We start from the raw sequence: 16485 nt of genomic DNA on the forward strand, positions 1-16485 counted from the left end.
AACCTAAGCAATAGAACGAATGCTACGCATTCAGAAAACACTCTAGATGGCCGAACCTTCTAAACGTGAATTACCTTCTTTACAAGCACTAAAATCGCAAATCCCATATTAATTTCTTAAACCAAACTCTGGACGAAGCGAAGCGGAGTCTCCGAGCGCAGCGAGGGATAGCAATACTTAAACGGTCCTCCCCATTTGCGATTAGATGGGTGCTATACCTTTCTAAGGCACTACAGGAGGTGTTTGAATTCGTAAGTAAGGTAAACTTCTGGACTTTCACTTACGCTTGTATTTGCCCTATTACAATCCGCTGTATCCATTTAAGTCCCCGCAATCATGCTTCCCTCAAACATCTTCGTAATTAACCGTAACAAATCCGTCAAAAGTAATCTTCAACCCATGGCATACACACGGAGCACACTCTTCTCCCCCTACTTTATTTATGGCAAAGGCTACCCCAAAGGGGCCTTACCCTAAGGAGGAAGAAGAGTATGAATGCTTATAACTGTCAGGCAACGTGGATAGGGAACTACTTGAAGGTAAAGATGTATGGGAAACCCATATACCCTGGCTGCATGAAGCCCTACCAAACGATGAATAAGCGCCAAGTGGAAGGGAGTAAATCTAACACGTCCTTGAGACTTGAACAGAATCAGGTTGAAACGTTGATCGTGGAATCGCTGGATAAGGGCAATTCCTACCTGTGTAACAGCACTCTACAACCTAGACGATTGTCATTGGCAGAACGAGAACGATTCGAAAATCTGATGGACCTGAACTTCGCCAAGGGTCATAAGTACATCTCCCTAACGTATGGAAAGGAGAACGTTTCGTTGGTCGAAGCCAGTAAGGATTATGAAAACTGGGTGAAGCGGATGCGGGAGCGGTACGGGGACTTTAAATATCTTGCTGTACGTTCATTTCAAGGCAGAGGAACGATCCACTTCCACCTGCTGGCGAAACTACCGCGTATCCCGAGGGAGGAGCTGGCGGATGGTACGTTTAGTGATATTTGGGGTCACGGATATGTGGATTTTAAGCAGGTTTACGAATTATCTGCAGGAGATCGGAGAAATAAGCTTAAGAAGTATCTCTTGAAGAACCTTCAGGAATTTAAAGCGGATGAGCGCTCCTATGGCAAGCGGCTGTTCCTCCAAAGCAAGAATCTAAAGCTGCCTGAAATAATTAAGGGTAACTATGATGAGCTTATGGAGGGCTTTCGGAAAATGGGAGTTGAGCTAAAGCTGGTGGAATCCAGACAATTTTCTGTGGACTATTTGGATTATATCCGGTTAGAAACACATCAAATTATCGCTTAAATGTGAAGCTCGGCAGTTTAACGAAACGTGTATAAAAAGTCCCTCCAGGCCCTCAGGCGCACTTGGGTCCAATCTGTTTAAGGTAGCCATAATTTAGAGCTTAAACTAGAGTTTTTGCATGGAATTAAGCTCCCCGAAGGCTACTTGGATAGCCTGTATGGGAACTTAATACCAAGTAACAACGGAGGAAGAGAAAGCTTGAACTCTTCTGCGAAGCGTATTATGCTTGCTTTTATTATAAGGAATTAATTACCAAAAAAAGCGCTAAACTAGTACCTTGACCAATTCTGATTTAATCTTTAAGCTCTCCCTATAAGAAGAATTTGGGAGGACATCACATGAACAAAAAATACGAGATTCAACTCCAAGTAGAGGAGCGCCAATGGATTGAGCAACTCCTTCACAGCATTTCCACATCTAAAGGTATTCGAAATCGTTGTCTCGTACTTCTTCTGGCAGACGAAAGCCAGGGAGTGATTCCCACTCACGCGGAAATTGCCAGGCGCGCGGGAGTCAGCCAAGTCACGGTACACAACACGGTTAGAGACTATTGCACTCGTGGGATTCAAGAAACTCTGCGTTACCGTGATCGTGCCGAGCCTGCACGGCCTTCTCAAGTGACCGGAGAGGTCGAGGCACGCATCATTGCTCTGGCCTGCTCCGAACCGCCTAAAGGCTATGCCCGCTGGACGGTACGTCTGTTGACTCGCCGAGTGATTGAATTGAATATTTTGGAGTCCGTAGGACGGGAGACGATTCGAACGACTTTAAAAAAACAAGGCTTAAGCCTCACCTGAAAAAACAGTGGTGTATTCCGGCTAAATCCAGCAGCGAATTTGTTGCTCGTATGGAGGATGTTCTGGAAACCTATGCCCTTCCATACGACCCGGGAATTCCACTGATTTGTATGGATGAGCAGCCCGTTCAATTGCTGGATCATTCGAGGCCTCCACAAATGATGAAGCCTGGACAAGTTCAGAAAGAAGATTACGAATATATCCGTAAAGGAAGCTGCAGCCTGTTTATGTTCACGGAACCAGCTGGCAGGGTGGCGTCACGTGCAGGCTTCGGAAAGACGCACTAAATCCGACTGGGCCCTGCAGATCCAAGAACTGCTAGAAGTCCATTATCCAGAGGCGAAAAGAATTCGATTGGTCATGGACAACTTGAACACCCATACGATCTCTTCTTTGTATGAAACTTTTGCACCTGAACAGGCTTTAGCCTTGGCGAAACGGTTAGAAATCCATTACACCCCTAAGCATGGCAGTTGGCTGAACATCGCTGAGATTGAACTTAGTACACTGACGATTCAGTGCCTGAACCGCCGAATCGCCTCTATGACCGAATTACAAAATGAGGTGTCGGCATGGGAAGCCGAACGTTCAGAAATCGATTGATTGGCAATTTACCACCCAGCAAGCTAGAGGGAAATTAAAACATCTCTATCCTCAAATTTGATGCGGTCAAGGTACTAGTTCAGAAGAATTGCTTAAATACCTCAACGGTGCTGATTCTTCGTTTGAGATTAGCAATTTTGCATTCAGTTATTTTACAAAGGATTCCCTCGGTATTAGTTTAGCCGCTCTTCATGGTACAGGTGATCATAAAGAATTTGAACTAAAGTACCAGGATGTAAAAGAATTCTTAAATACGGAAAATGAGGTATGGAAGGAATTCGCCTTGGAGAAAAACAGGAACTAGTTATCTTTACTCTTATGCTTCTATTTCTGACCACAGTAGAGTATTCCATCCTCTATGTGGTCTTTTTTTCAAAAAACTTTCAACATAAATATGGAAGTCGATTCGACCTGAACAGGTCCGGTCCAGAAAACTTGTTCGGCTACACCAGCCTGGGCTATGATTACTACAGCGGCTACTCCCATGCGCAGGCGCGGGATTTTGACTCTAGTATTGGCCGGTTTATTAGTGAGGATACTTATGAAGGAGATATTAATGATCCGCAGACGTTGAATTTATATACGTATGTGTTGAATAATCCGTTGAGGTATACGGATCCTAGCGGACATGAGGCACTACCAAAAACTGTAGATGAAGTAATTAGAGATTTTAAGGTTATAACAGGCGGGGCAGCTAAAGGGGCTAAGAAAGGTTCAAAAACAGGGCTGATTGGCTCAGTTGTTAGTGCTTTTATAAGCGCGCTTTTTGCTGCAACTCCAGTAGGTGAAGATCAAGAATATATAAATACAAAGGTTGCAGAAAGTTTAAATATCTCTATTCTAAGTTTAGAAGAAGCAGAGGATATAAAAAAAAATACATCAAAAAATATAGTGTATAGATCGCTTAGTTCCTATGATGTCGGTAACCTAGTAGCTGGGAGAGGTATTCTTTCCAAACACACCCCTCCCCATCGAGAATGGTCTTTACTTGAGCACATACTAGATGGAAATAAGAAAGAAGATGGAAAAGATATATCTATGGGTTCTGATCCTTGGATAGCTACAACTAGAGAGTTGAGAATAGCTAATGAGCGATATAGAGGCAAGCATGGAATTGTTGTGATTGACTTAAATAAAGTTAGTTCAATTAAAAAGTCCGCACAATATGAATTTATGGGACTGTATGAACCATTTGGTGTTGAATATGCAGCTGAAATGGCAGAGAATGATAGTGAAGTATCAGTTTATAAATACATTCCAATAAGTGCGATTGTGGGGTGGATTCCATGACAAATGAAGCTGAATTAAGGAAGGACATATCATCGATTGTTCATAAAATTCTTATTTTGATTAGGAAAGACAGAATTATACCAAATGGAGAAATTTCAATGTTGATTGATTATTTGGATGATTTAAAAATATTCACTAAAGGAAGAGATGATATATCTAAAAAACTAGTATATGAATTATTTTATCTATATACAACTGTTATTAGCCAAATATCTTACAATAAAGATGAGGATATCAGCATTGTTACAGAATTATATATGAAGATTACTTCAGTTTTCAATGATGGCCTTTATCAATAAAAGACCACATGAGAGGAAACGGGACTGCGCCCTGTTTGTGAAACAGAGATTAAAAACACCTACTAAGTTTAAGCAACCAGTCGTCGGAAATCTATCATACACAAGAAATTAAGTTTTTTTAACCTAAATAATCTTTAATTTTTGAGGGCCTTGATGATATTAACTCCCAAGGCCTTTCCTTTTACCACCCTGTGCCAAAACTTGAATCTGGCGTCACGGAAGAGGTATACGGGACAGACAAAGTCCTGAAACCTGACGCGCTGCTGAAGGTTGCGCAGGCAGCAGGCCCTCAAGTGCTGGAGAGCAACCGCTGGGATGCATCGAACCGGCTGATCGGGAACACCAACGCATACGGCGAAATCACCACATACAAGTATGACGGTGACGGGAACCGGGTCTCCATGCGGACCACCATTGGTGACGGTGCTATTCAGGATGCTTATCTCTCAAGCAATCCTGCTGGGAACCGGGATGGCTGGGAGCCGCAATATAAGAAGCGGCAGATTGATATTTATTTTACCAATGACATCACCATGAGCATTCCACAGCCTCTTATGGCAACCGGAGGTGACGGCCAGAACTGGAAGCAGTCCTACGTCTACGGATCCGGTGAAGAGCGGATCAGCATGAGTTATCTGGTCAGCGGAGACGAGAGCAACGATTGGGAACCGGCTGATGGAGCCAGTGGTGCAGGAGTGGCGGCTGCAGCGCCGAAGACACTCTATTATCTGAGTGATGCACAGGGCAGCGTGATTGGCCTGGAAGGCCAGGACGGCAGCATCTCGGCACGCTACCGTTACGACGAATTCGGCATAGCCGAAAACCCGGAGAAATTCGACCTGAACTGGTCCGGTCCAGACAACTTGTTCGGTTACACCAGCCTGGGCTATGATTACTACAGCGGCTATTCCCATGCGCAGGCGCGGGATTTTGACTCTAGTATTGGCCGGTTTATGAGTGAGGATACTTATGAAGGGGATATTAATGATCCGCAGACGTTGAATTTGTATACGTATGTAAAGAATAATCCGTTGAGGTATACAGATCCTAGCGGGAATATGGCATGGGAACCCTATAATGTCAAGCAGCTAAGAATCATAGTGGATGAAGCTAGGGTGAAATCTAAATTCAGTACAACCAATAAGAATTATCAGGTGTACAAGGATTTCATATGGAATCACTACAACTTTGCATCTTTCATGAAGAAAAACCAGTACAATTACTTATATGGATTGTTAACGGGAACAAGTGCCTACACGAACAGTGCCGGTAATGCAGGCTGGGCGAGAGAAGAGTTAATAAGTGCGTATTATGAATCAGTAGAGGCAGAGTATGTCGCAGCTATGGCGATGGGATTTGCTACAAACGTCAGTATGCGTGGCAGTGTAGGCAACCAGAATAAGACGAAGAGCAAATCTTCATCTGGATGTAATTGCTTTGTAGCGGGTACTAAGGTTCAAACAGACGAAGGGGAGAAGAATATTGAAGACATTGAAGTCGGAGATAAGGTTCTTTCCAAGGATGAAGAGAGTGGAGAGCAGGCTTATAAGGAAGTCACACATCTGTATCGAAATGACAAGGAAATCATCTATGAACTTACAATAGGCAACCAGGTCATTGAGACAACCGACAATCATCCGTTCTGGGTTGAAGGTAAAGGTTGGGTGCTTGCGGCTGACTTGCAGGCTGGGGATAAGCTACAGCAAAGCAACGGAAATATCTTAATGATTGACAATATCAAGATAGTCAAGCATGATAACCCAGTTAAGGTATACAACTTTACGGTTGCTAATTTCCATACCTATTTTGTAAGTGATTTGGGGATTTGGGTTCATAATACTGGTTGTGATGTAATGAGAGTCTGGGATTTAGAGGGAACGGGCGATGCAATATCAAAGAAGAATCTAAAAGACATTACTGAGAATATGAAAAAGAACGGATGGGTTGGCGACCCAATAGAGATATATCAAATGAATGGTAAAAACTTTATTGTAAATGGACATCATAGGGCTAAAGCTGCAAGGCAAGCAGGCATTGAGAATGTACCAGTTAAAATGTTAACAGAGCAGCAACTCAGAGACATTTATAAGAAAACTCCAGATCAGTTGCTTAATGATTATTATTACGGAAGGTGATTGTAATGGGTTTAGAATCATACAACTTGTTATTAGTTCCACATGACTCCCAAGTTACTATTGAAGATGATATTGTTGACTATGTGGGAGGGAAAAGAACCCCTTTTTCCAAAGCAGTTGAAGCTATTTTATCTATAAAAGGGATTCGAGCATATGTGCCACCCGATATAACAGTAAGGAAAAAGGCGGAATGTTATTATGTTTATTCAGATGTTAAAAGTATTGTTGAGATCGAAATAAACGCCGGATTAGTTGAAAAGGAAGGTATAGAGGAAATTTCGGTACGTTTTGCGGTAACTAGCAATGAAGAAACATTTGAAGTGGCTGTATTTATTTGCAAAGTTTTGAATGAGCAGCTACGAATGAAAACTATTGATATGCGCCTGAAAGAGGAAATAGACTTAACAAACGACTTTCAAATAAGAAGGAGTCAGAAAGCATTTGAGCAAAAAAAGCGGAGGTTTTACGAAATGTACTCTCTGCCCTATAATTGCATTACTGAACCTATGAACTGTGGAAAAGCATTTTTTGAAGCATTAAGGGGCAAGTAATTTGATATCGAAATAGAACTACTATAGTAAACCGACCTTGGGGGCGACAATTCTCAAGGTCTTTCTTTTCCCCCACCCAGTGCCGAATGAACTGGGGTAGAAGTTATAACAGCCCACAATGATTATTATAATTGAGGTGTTTCAATGAAACTTAGGCATGTTCTTTTAGAAGTATATTGTGAAAACAATACTTCTGGACCTCCTTTGTGTTGAAAAGATGGAATAGGTAACCCTGGATATCATTGTTTATCTGAGAATTGTCCGAATGTTAGTTATACGTATGCTCCGCATGAACTTGCTTACTCAGGAGAATTTGGGGTAGTACCCGACTCAAAAGCATGGATTGGATTAGGAGGCGAAATGTTCCCTGTTGACAAAGATGAAAATATGGAAGTTGAATTCAAAGAATTATGGGAACGTATATGTAGGCAGAAAATTCAGGAAGCCTACGAGGAGTACATGAAACAAATGAAAGAAATTTAATATTTATTTTCCCTAGACCTTGAGGATTCCTTACAAATTATTCTTGCCAAATCAACATTTGATTACGATGAACAATTGCTAATAACTTTCACAGGAGTGCAAGATCTGAAAATAGGAAATTTAACTGGCTTATTTGGTTTAGCTTTCGATATCTCTGATGTTTCAAAAGACCATTTAGAAGGTCTCAGATATAAGGTTGATGAATATGAAAATAATATATTTAATTTTTATTGTAGACAGATTACATTTGAAGTTTTAGTGTATTGTTCATTTTTGCCACTTTAGTCAGAATCCCTTGACTGTGAATAGAGCCTTAGCAGTCTATTGCACCAAATTCAAAACAAAGCAGTAGGCGTAGGACGAAATGTTTCAGTACATTGAATTTTTTTTATAGCCACAAATGAATTCAGGGTGCTGTTCTGTTCGATTGGGAGGGGAAGTATGGTGAAGATAGCTATAAACTTTGACCGACAACTGGATGAAGAGACCTATCATTTAGTGGAAGGCCTTGCGAAAACAAGAAGAATGAAAAGAGATGTCAAGATACTTTCTAGTATGGTTCCAGATAAAGATATGGGGGTTGACGGCGAATTTTATTATAATCCATTAGATTTTTCAGAGTCTGGACAGAGCGTAGATCCATCCATTGTTGATTATAACACTCCGCCCAGTTGCCAACCGGACCTCTAGTTGCATTGGATACCAACCAAAGATCGTAAGCAAATCATGTGGAACTCCAGTAAACAAACGGTTAATATTGTGGAATGGCTGGTTTATTTGGTTCAAAAGGTCTTTGGGCCAAAAGGTTACTGCTTGAGTGGAGATGCACAAGTAACCGGGTCTAAAAGGATCAGGATAGAGAACAATGAGATATTTGTGAACGACAGAGCTATAAACGCCATGGGAATTTTGATGAACATTATGATGTCAAATATGAGGCTGGATTTGAATACATCGGTTTTACCTGGACGAATACTTAAGATGGAGATGTCTCCTGGTGGGAAATGGGCTATCGAGGTCGAAGACACCCGTTCCGAAGTGAGGACTGTATTGTCTTTAGTTGAGAATGAGATTACTTTGGTACAGCAGTGTAATGATGTTTTATTCAGTTATTCTGGCCATCTCCAATTAGATAGTGAGGCTATTGAAATTCTTTGGAGTGATGACGGCATGAGATCCGCGGTTTTCCTGAACGGTGTTCTTGTGACTGTTTATGACTTGGCAAACCAAAGAATGATCAACTCCACGTTGAATGGTGATGACTTAATTCCAGTTCCTGCAAAGTTTTTTGAAAAGGGTATTATTGGAAATATAGGGCAAGTAATCAGTATAAACATACGCACAAATCATAAGGGATTTTAATATATTCTATGCCTAGATAATGTGTATGAACCAATGAAGGAAGAGTGCGCAGCTGAAATGACTGGAAAGTAGTGTGGATTCTATGAGTGATGAAATTCAATTAGAAAAGGAAATATCAACTCTCATATTAAATATTCTTCTGTATATAAGAACGAATAGGAAGTTGCCGGAAGAAAGTATAAGAGAACTACTGGGTTTTTTAGAGGCACTAAGAAAATTCACTAAAGGAAGAAATGAAATATCTAAACCTTTGGCATATCAATTGTTCTACCTTTACACAACAGGTGTAAGTCAAGCTGCTCATAACAAGGATCCAGATAGTACTATACTTACAGAGTTATACATGGGCATTGTTGCCGTATTTAGTGATGCTCTTTATCAATAATCAAATTTGCTATATAGATTGAACTTAAAACTTGAGAGAAGGGAAAGGAGCGACGGAGGGGGATTTTGGAACTGGAGGAACGGTAGTGTCCGCCTTTGTCTTCGGATTTCTACCGCTAAATAGCGGGTAAAATCAAGAAATCTGAAGACAACAGCGGCCGGAAGTCCAAATATTCACCGTAGTTGCGACTGATCCTTACTCTAAAACCACAAGTTCAATCTATATAGCTTTTTCTATTGAGAGCGATATTACAATTTCAATAAGAGAAAATGACTGGACGGAACATGATACTTTTAACATTAATCATTTTAGCGGGGTGCTCAATGGACAGAGGTGGAAATGGAAGGAACTCGAATTTAGGAAATGATTTTAAAGAAGAAGTCCTTTTTATCATTGATTCTCTCAATAGTTGTATTAATAATTTCGGATTTTCTGAAAGGCTAAGAAAGGAAATAGATGCTTTTTTCGAACGGGATCATACTAAACAAGAGGAGGAAACAGAAAAAAAGATAGCAAGTATTTATATGGCTTTCTTAGGTAAAACAAATTTTAAAATTCAGAATACTGCAACAAATAAAGAATTATTTAATCAGTTGAAAAAAGAGATGGATGAAGTTAGAACTTCATTGATAGAGTGATTCAAGTAATCAATCCACTTAGTAATTGACGAAGAATACTCATGGTGAGGGGAAGTCGAATATCAGTTTATTATATTTTTAATCTTGAGTAGGAAAGGAGCAGTGCGATGGGAACATCTTTCGCAAATATTCAAGTTATCGGCCACAGTATAGATGTAGTATCGCAAGCACTTAGGGAACGAAAAGCTAAGCCATTTCGGTGGTTGAATGTATTCAAGAATCAATATTATCTTGGTGAATTTGGCGAAGGACGGATTTCAGTACTTGGAGATGGATTTAATTAGGAAACTAAATATGATTGGGTAGAAACTGATGAGAAATTAATTGCACAATACCATCGGTTGAAGTAATGTTGATCAGATTTATCATTGACAAAATATATTATTTATGCTATAATTTACATATCCGAATTTAACGTTTATAATAAGATTCTCCTGGCCAGGGGGAGTCTTATTTTTGTTTATGCGGAGGATGATTGTATGAAGACAAATGAGTCCAGTTTAACTTCCTTAATCTCAGCATTTGGTCGAGCCTATCATAGTAAATATGACGCACCCAAAATTTTCGATGATTTTATTGCTAAAGATTTAATTACGGCAAAAGAATTTACAGACATCAGCGAGAATATGATCCAAGGCATATCCTTTTTTAACCAAGAGATTGCTCAAAAATATCAAGAGGACCCGGATGAAATTTTAAAATGGATTACACAAGTCCAGCTTTCTCCAACGCCTTTGGCACGGGCTGCATATTGTGAACATGTATTCCTGAATGAAGCGATGCTCGGACTAAAGCAGTATGTTATCCTTGGAGCCGGGCTAGATACTTTTTGTTTCAGGCATCCGGAATTGGAGAACAGCGTGGAAATTTTCGAGGTTGATCATCCGGCTACACAGGAATTGAAGAAGAACAGGTTGGATGAGGCTAATTTAACAATCCCGAGAAATCTTCATTTTGTTCCTATGGACTTTACCAAACAGTTTTCTTATCAGCATCTGATAGAGGCGGGATTTGACAGCACAAAAACGTTCTTTAGCCTGTTGGGAGTTTCTTATTATTTAACGAAAGAGGAAATTTCGAACTTGATCCATCATTTATTTGCTAACGTCCCGTCAGGCAGCTCAATAGTCCTTGATTATGCAGACGACAGACTGTTTGAGGAAAAAGGGATGTCTAATAGAGTTGATAATATGGTGAAAATGGCTTCAGCCGGTGGAGAACCGATGAAATCAGGCTTCACGTATTCGGAAATCGAGAAGCTGCTGGAGAGCGCAGGCTTACTAATCTACGAGCATCTATCACCGGCTGAGATCAATGACCGTTTCTTCAGTCACCGGACGGATTATTTGTCTGCTTTTGAGACGATTCATTATCTCCATGCGATAAAAAAATAATCGATCAATGACCGCAGGCTTAGGAAAGAGACCGCATTCCTTGAGATTGCGGTCTCTTTCTATTTGTCCAGCTGAATATTTAACTCATGATACTCCAGGGTTTGACAAAATGCTAAATCATTAAGTACAATTTATTTATTCCGACTGTTCAGTATAAATAAAAAAGCAAGGAGAACATATGCCCAAACTAGGAATGGAACCCACTCGCCGGGCTGAGGTTATCAACGCCACGTTAACCTGTATCAGCATTTACGGAATGGATGGCATGACTCTGGATAAGGTTGCCGAGCTTGCAGACTGCTCAAAGGGAGTAGTCACCTATTATTTTAAGAACAAGGATAACCTGACGATCGAAGCGTTTAAGTCGTTTTTGGCCTATTATGGCCTAAAGATCGAAGCGGAAATTACAAACACCATGACAGCCGGGGATATGCTCGACGTTACACTGAAGCATATCTTACCGCCAGCCCGTAATGACACGGGAGAGCAGATTAATGTATCGCAGCTGGATGGAATTGAAAAGATGCATATCCCGTATTCAGCTCAAGGCAGGCTGTTTATTCAGTTTTTTTCGAAAGCCGTCTTGGACCGTAATTTACAGGAAGTTGTGTCCAGCAGTTATCTGGCTGATGTCCATGGCATCGCAAAGATCTTTGATTACGGCAACAAGGCGGGACAAATGACTGTAGAGGATGCGCATAGTGCTGCCTATGGGCTGCTGGCTATGGTAGTAGGACTAAGCTTCTTCAGAGTAGCGGACATACCGCCAAGCCGCAGCGAAGACAACCGGTACATTTGCGAGGATTATGTCAGAAGGTTCACCAAGCATTGAATATGCAATATTAGGAGGACAATTATGAATGTAGCGAAGGTAGAAGCAGGTGGCGTAGATATTGCTGTTGTGAGCAGCAGCGAAGTATTAATTGGGGATGTGCAGTCAGCGCTGGATTTTATAGCTACCGTACGATATGAAACGGACTGTGACCGTATTGTTCTGAACCAATCCAATGTAAGCGACAGCTTTTTCGACTTGAAAACACGCCTGGCTGGCGAGGTCCTGCAAAAGTTCATTAATTATCAAGTGAAGCTTGCGCTGGTTGGTGATTTTTCTGTGTATACCAGTCAAAGCCTAAAAGATTTCATCTATGAATGTAACCATGGGAATGACTTCTTATTCATGCCAACCGAACAACAAGCGATTGAAAAGTTAAGCACACTGAAGTGAAAATAGACCGGGAGGGAGAGGGACTCAGTTGTCAAAAGCGCAGCACAGTCATACCGGTTTTCCTATGGTGGAAATTCCTGCAGGAGAAATTACATTAAGGGATGATCGGATAAAGACCTCATGGGCTGTAGAGGTGAAATCATTTTGGCTTGCGCCGGTTCCTGTTACGAAAGAGTTATATGTCTCGATATTGCCGGGTGCATCTGGACCTATGGACGATCTTCAGACTCCGGTAGTGAATGTCTCCTGGCATGATGCGATCCTCTTTTGTAATTTGCTGTCTCAGCAAGCAGGTCTAAAAGAATGTTACTCGGTAAGTAATGATGGCGAGAGTGTTGTCTGTAACTGGGGAGCAAATGGGTACCGTCTGCCTACAGAAGCGGAATGGCAGTATGCGTGTAAAGCAGGAACTTACGGGTATCAATACGGTGGGCTTGATGAGGTTGCCTGGTATGAAGGGAATTCAGAAGGGAGGGTCCGTGAGGTAGGCGGGAAAAAGCCGAATGCATGGGGGCTCCATGATATGTTGGGAAATGTGTGGGAGTGGTGCTGGGATCAATATGATGCGAAAATATACGGTTCCTACAGGGTGTTCCGTGGTGGGAGCTGGGCGGAAGAAGCCAGAGGTTGTGGAGCAACCTGCCGCCGCCGCAGTCACCCTACATTTTCCATTGACGATCTCGGATTTCGTGTTGCCAGATCCCAATAAAAAGGCGGGACCCCCCCTAGAAATAAATCGGATCAACCATAGTGTCTCCAATTATTTGCTAGAGGGGATCCCCGCTCAATGGACTATAATGCAAAATTACATATTGACGGCTTTGAGGTAATACATGTTGGTCTTCTTGTCTAGTTCAAATTCCATAAAGACACTGAACTTAGAGATGAAGAAACCGGGCAAGTCAACTTCATAAACCATAGTAGTATAAGTAGCACCTTTATCAGAGTATGTCGTGTCTAACGTTACACCGTCGACAGTTGCATTTTTTAGAATAGCCGCATATTTCGTGAGAATATCTTTTTCATTGACTTTGACAAAGGCTTGGACAGTTTTGGCGAAGTTTTCCTTCGCTCTTTTTTTGTAGCCCATGTCATAGTCATTTAAATCATCGATCACATATTTATCCACCAGGGCATCGTAATCGGCAGTTGAACCGGAGCTAACGGCCTTGCCGTAGGATTGGATAAATGCCAATCCTACGGATTTGTATTTGTCACCTGAGGCATTGAGATCATGATTCGCAGGCAGTGTAATCAAACCAGCCGGTGTGCTGGCCGTCTGAGTTGCAGGTGCGCTGGCTGCCGGAGCACTGGCTGCTGGAGCACTGGCTGCTGGAGCACTCGCTGATGGTGTGCTAGGAGCAGCATCATTATAAGGGATACCGGCATTGGCGCCACCAGTGGTTGAAATGACAACGGTGTTGCTGCCGCTGTTCCAGAGGACTTCCGCATTCAGCGCTTCACCGACGGCTTTGGCGGGAAGATAAGTAGATCCGTTGTAGACCAGAGGGGAGATTTTGTTTCCGCTGGCATCTTTAGGAGTCCAGGAAGCTCCATCTACAGTAAACTTAATTGTGCTATTCAGGTAAGCTTTGACTAAAGAAATCCCGTCAGCAGCATAGACACCGGCAGCCCCGAACAACAATCCGCTTGCCAGAATGGTAGAAACGAATGCTTTTTTTGAAATGTGCATAAATATTAAATCCTCCTAATTCATCGCTTGGTTTATTTTGACTATGTACTTTAAATGAGGTTTAATTTTCCTCTCTTTTTAATTTATAGTACCTTATTCTTATCGTCAACTTTAATGTTATTATCAAGGAAGAATAGAGAGAGTTTTGGAGTTTACACCATAAAACACCATCGAACGCCAAATTTGTCCACAAATTGGACCATACATGGACTAAAGAATACCGGACCTATGAGCGTAATGGTGGTGCTTCCATCATTCATGATCTGATAGGCCTCCCGCAGAACTTTTTCGTTATCAAAGGTAGCGACCAGCTCTAAGATAGAATCGGATGAATGTTCTTTGTTGCCGCCGTAGTCGCTGAACATAACCCTTTGGCCGAGAATATGCATTTCCGCGTGAATGACAAATTTCTGGGGCTCCTTGTCGGGATCATACATGATGGAATCTGTAGTGGCGTTAAAAGCCTTTTGATAAAGTTCGATAGCTTTGCAGCAATCACCATTCAAATATAATTGTGGATTCAGCATACATTCTCTCCTTTAAGGGATTTATACTAAACGGGTAACAGTTTGAAGAAAGCTGATGCCAGTTTACCCGGTGATAATAAGTTATATTTTACCACCCGTCAATGAATTAATTATCGTTTTCTGATACCTGTGTTGCGGGGGGAATCGGCTATCGCCGAGCCATCCGTTTTGAGCTGACCCTGGAAATGTGGGATAATAAGTTACAATGATTGGAGAGGTGAGAATTTAGATGACCTATTCGTTCGCAATTGGACCTATAGAGCTGCAGGAATTTGACAGTGAAGATGAATTGATAAACAAATGCAAGGAATGGAATCTCCTGTCGAGTACAGCAACACGGGTGAAGACCTATCAGTACAAGAGAAACGGCATCACGCTGCCTTGTGAAATTGTGGGGTACGTCGATAGTATGACTGTAGTGATACAGTTTGAGAATAAGCAGCAGCACTGCATTCACCCTGCTTATTTAAAGGAGATGCAGACCTCCGGTTTTGGACAAAAATCAGCAGCAGCTGCTGAAGTTGAGGTGACAGAGGGAGCGGATGAAGCTGGCAATGAAGCGGTAAGTGAAGAAACCGTAATTGAACCAGCGGCAATCGAACCAACACCACTTCCGCCGGCTGCCGGTGTGAAGGCAGAGGAACAACCGCAAGAACCCTTGAAGAAACAGGAGAAAGCGAAAAAGAAAGCAGCGCTTGAACTGCCTGAAGAGAAATTGCAAATGTCCGCTACAGTCAAAGAGTTTACCACCGTGCCCAACCACTTTTCAGATAATGATGATGAAGTCATCATTTATGATGAGGTAGCTATAGAAGGCCACGAGCTGGAGCTCGGGGAAGTTTGGTCCAGCCACAGCGCCACATTAAAGAAACTTGAACTTGCGGTCGGGGATAAAGTTTCTTTTGAAGCAAAGGTGGTTGCCAAGAAGCTCACCCAGCATCCTGTAAAGTATAAGATCAACAACCCTTCGAAACTGAAGAAAATAACAGAATAAACAGGACCTTTAGCAGCAGGAGGACGGGTAAGAAGCTTATAAGTGACAATTTTCAAAACACGCGTGCTCTTAATCGGTACAGATAGTCTCCCAAGCTGCTGAATGGTATGATAGGAAGTGGGGTGAATTGGACAATGAATAATGAGACAACGAATGAACCAACAAACGAGGAAGTAGAAGGCAATCAAGAGAATATGTCTGCCGAGAATTGGTCCGAGCTTCTGAACGCTGTTCATCATAACGGCCTCGTAGCTTTGAAAATGAGCTTTAATGAAGTGGAAGGACAAGTGTCGCAGCTGGAGGCTTACGGTGCGGTGTTTGTGTACCGTGTTAAGGATGCGTCGAACAATGACTATTTCTGCGGGTTTTTCCTTCGCGAGCTGATCGCAAGATTTCAGTCGGGTAATGATCCTGCGATCTGGATGGCTTCTTTCTTCCACGAGCTGATGAAGACTCCAGGAGGCAAGGATCTTCCCAAACCGCCTGCAAACGAGGAAGAAGCAAAAGCGGTCATCGACAACGTGTTGGTTCCGCAATGCATCGAAGCTATTCGTGAAGAATTTGCTCCTGAGCAAATTCACGCGGGGCTTGCCTTGAACCCGGAGCATGGCCCGGTCCTGGAAGCCGGATTCCCGGCCATTACTGATGGCCCTAACGTTTGTGCGATTCCGCTACATTTCTTGCTAACCCATTTGCAGCTGAACCGTGATCCGTCTGAGCTGCTGATTACAGGCATGTACAATATTCGTAAAGAGCATGGATTGGACTAAAATGTGAAAAGCATGAAACC

Annotated in this window: 19 protein-coding genes; 17 read left to right on the forward strand and 2 right to left on the reverse strand. The window is 42.1% G+C overall.

The window, feature by feature from the left end:
- The first annotated feature begins 491 nt into the window (after positions 1-491).
- The 15 genes from ACQ76X_RS30800 to ACQ76X_RS30870 all read left to right on the forward strand — a co-directional run bounded on the left by ACQ76X_RS30800 (position 492) and on the right by ACQ76X_RS30870 (position 13190).
- Positions 492-1319 carry a rolling circle replication-associated protein gene (locus tag ACQ76X_RS30800; protein WP_438497560.1) on the forward strand — a complete coding sequence of 276 codons (828 nt, stop codon included), beginning with the start codon at positions 492-494 and terminating at the stop codon, positions 1317-1319.
- 338 nt (positions 1320-1657) lie between these two features.
- The gene (locus ACQ76X_RS30805; protein ID WP_438497561.1) at positions 1658-2116 is read left to right on the forward strand and encodes a helix-turn-helix domain-containing protein; all 459 of its coding nucleotides are present in this window, start codon (positions 1658-1660) and stop codon (positions 2114-2116) included.
- 243 nt (positions 2117-2359) lie between these two features.
- The gene (locus tag ACQ76X_RS30810) at positions 2360-2719 is read left to right on the forward strand and encodes a transposase (protein WP_438497591.1); all 360 of its coding nucleotides are present in this window, start codon (positions 2360-2362) and stop codon (positions 2717-2719) included.
- A gap of 267 nt (positions 2720-2986) precedes the next feature.
- Complete coding sequence (locus ACQ76X_RS30815; RefSeq protein ID WP_438497562.1) at positions 2987-4009, forward strand: RHS repeat-associated core domain-containing protein; 1023 nt, start codon at positions 2987-2989, stop codon at positions 4007-4009.
- The gene (locus tag ACQ76X_RS30820; RefSeq protein WP_438497563.1) at positions 4006-4308 is read left to right on the forward strand and encodes a hypothetical protein; all 303 of its coding nucleotides are present in this window, start codon (positions 4006-4008) and stop codon (positions 4306-4308) included. Before ACQ76X_RS30815 ends, ACQ76X_RS30820 begins: the two co-directional genes overlap by 4 nt.
- Before the next feature lie 293 nt (positions 4309-4601).
- Complete coding sequence (locus ACQ76X_RS30825; RefSeq protein WP_438497565.1) at positions 4602-6443, forward strand: polymorphic toxin-type HINT domain-containing protein; 1842 nt, start codon at positions 4602-4604, stop codon at positions 6441-6443.
- 5 nt (positions 6444-6448) lie between these two features.
- Entirely contained in the window at positions 6449-6994 is a 546-nt protein-coding gene (locus ACQ76X_RS30830; RefSeq protein ID WP_438497566.1) for a hypothetical protein, read from the forward strand.
- Positions 6995-7918: 924 nt separating this feature from the next.
- Complete coding sequence (locus ACQ76X_RS30835) at positions 7919-8167, forward strand: hypothetical protein (RefSeq protein ID WP_438497567.1); 249 nt, start codon at positions 7919-7921, stop codon at positions 8165-8167.
- A gap of 123 nt (positions 8168-8290) precedes the next feature.
- Positions 8291-8839, forward strand: a complete 549-nt coding sequence (locus tag ACQ76X_RS30840; RefSeq protein WP_438497568.1) for a hypothetical protein — start codon at positions 8291-8293, stop codon at positions 8837-8839.
- 82 nt (positions 8840-8921) lie between these two features.
- A complete protein-coding gene (locus ACQ76X_RS30845) occupies positions 8922-9224 on the forward strand; it encodes a hypothetical protein (protein WP_438497569.1) in 303 nt (100 codons plus the stop codon).
- A gap of 323 nt (positions 9225-9547) precedes the next feature.
- Complete coding sequence (locus tag ACQ76X_RS30850; RefSeq protein WP_438497571.1) at positions 9548-9862, forward strand: hypothetical protein; 315 nt, start codon at positions 9548-9550, stop codon at positions 9860-9862.
- Positions 9863-10341: 479 nt separating this feature from the next.
- Complete coding sequence (locus ACQ76X_RS30855; protein WP_438497572.1) at positions 10342-11256, forward strand: class I SAM-dependent methyltransferase; 915 nt, start codon at positions 10342-10344, stop codon at positions 11254-11256.
- 178 nt (positions 11257-11434) lie between these two features.
- Positions 11435-12088: a TetR/AcrR family transcriptional regulator gene (locus ACQ76X_RS30860; RefSeq protein WP_438497573.1), complete on the forward strand. Its 654-nt coding sequence runs from the start codon at positions 11435-11437 to the stop codon at positions 12086-12088.
- A gap of 24 nt (positions 12089-12112) precedes the next feature.
- Positions 12113-12481 (forward strand): DUF4180 domain-containing protein, encoded by a 369-nt coding sequence (locus ACQ76X_RS30865; protein WP_438497574.1) that lies wholly within the window; start codon positions 12113-12115, stop codon positions 12479-12481.
- A 64-nt stretch (positions 12482-12545) separates the two neighbouring features.
- Complete coding sequence (locus ACQ76X_RS30870; protein ID WP_438497593.1) at positions 12546-13190, forward strand: formylglycine-generating enzyme family protein; 645 nt, start codon at positions 12546-12548, stop codon at positions 13188-13190.
- A 96-nt stretch (positions 13191-13286) separates the two neighbouring features.
- On the opposite strand, the gene ACQ76X_RS30875 is transcribed toward ACQ76X_RS30870, so the two are convergent.
- Together ACQ76X_RS30875 and ACQ76X_RS30880 are read right to left on the reverse strand one after the other, a co-directional pair.
- Complete coding sequence (locus tag ACQ76X_RS30875) at positions 13287-14174, reverse strand: stalk domain-containing protein (protein WP_438497575.1); 888 nt, start codon at positions 14172-14174, stop codon at positions 13287-13289.
- Positions 14175-14326: 152 nt separating this feature from the next.
- Positions 14327-14701: a hypothetical protein gene (locus tag ACQ76X_RS30880; protein WP_438497576.1), complete on the reverse strand. Its 375-nt coding sequence runs from the start codon at positions 14699-14701 to the stop codon at positions 14327-14329.
- A 229-nt stretch (positions 14702-14930) separates the two neighbouring features.
- On the opposite strand from ACQ76X_RS30880, the gene ACQ76X_RS30885 reads away from it, so the two are divergent.
- The gene (locus tag ACQ76X_RS30885; RefSeq protein ID WP_438497577.1) at positions 14931-15695 is read left to right on the forward strand and encodes a hypothetical protein; all 765 of its coding nucleotides are present in this window, start codon (positions 14931-14933) and stop codon (positions 15693-15695) included.
- A 134-nt stretch (positions 15696-15829) separates the two neighbouring features.
- Positions 15830-16465 (forward strand): hypothetical protein, encoded by a 636-nt coding sequence (locus ACQ76X_RS30890; RefSeq protein WP_038589222.1) that lies wholly within the window; start codon positions 15830-15832, stop codon positions 16463-16465.
- The last annotated feature ends 20 nt before the right edge of the window (positions 16466-16485 follow it).

The organism is Paenibacillus sp. IHBB 3054, from assembly GCF_051594305.1.
GTDB lineage: Bacteria > Bacillota > Bacilli > Paenibacillales > Paenibacillaceae > Paenibacillus_AQ.